Consider the following 232-nt stretch of genomic DNA (forward strand, 5'->3'; position numbering starts at 1 on the left):
GCAGGGGCGGTGGCTCCGGCGGCAGCTGCGCCGCCCGTGGGCGCGGTGGCCCCGGTGGGTCCGGTGTAGCCCGGCGCGTCCGTGGGTCCGTTGCCGCCGTCCCCGGCAGGGGCGGTGGCTCCGGCGGCAGCTGCGCCGCCCGTGGGCGCGGTGGCCCCGGTGGGTCCGGTGTAGCCCGGCGCGTCCGTGGGTCCGTTGCCGCCGTCCCCGGCAGGGGCGGTGGCTCCGGCGG

Annotated in this window: 1 protein-coding gene; it reads right to left on the bottom strand. The window is 83.2% G+C overall.

Annotated elements, in window-relative coordinates; translation table 11 throughout:
- Window positions 1-232, bottom strand: a 232-nt coding sequence (locus tag D8M29_RS14330) for a hypothetical protein (RefSeq protein ID WP_238693443.1), incomplete at both ends; no start/stop codon positions are given.

Origin of the sequence: Micrococcus sp. HSID17227, from assembly GCF_003989405.1 — a bacterium.
GTDB lineage: Bacteria > Actinomycetota > Actinomycetes > Actinomycetales > Micrococcaceae > Micrococcus > Micrococcus luteus.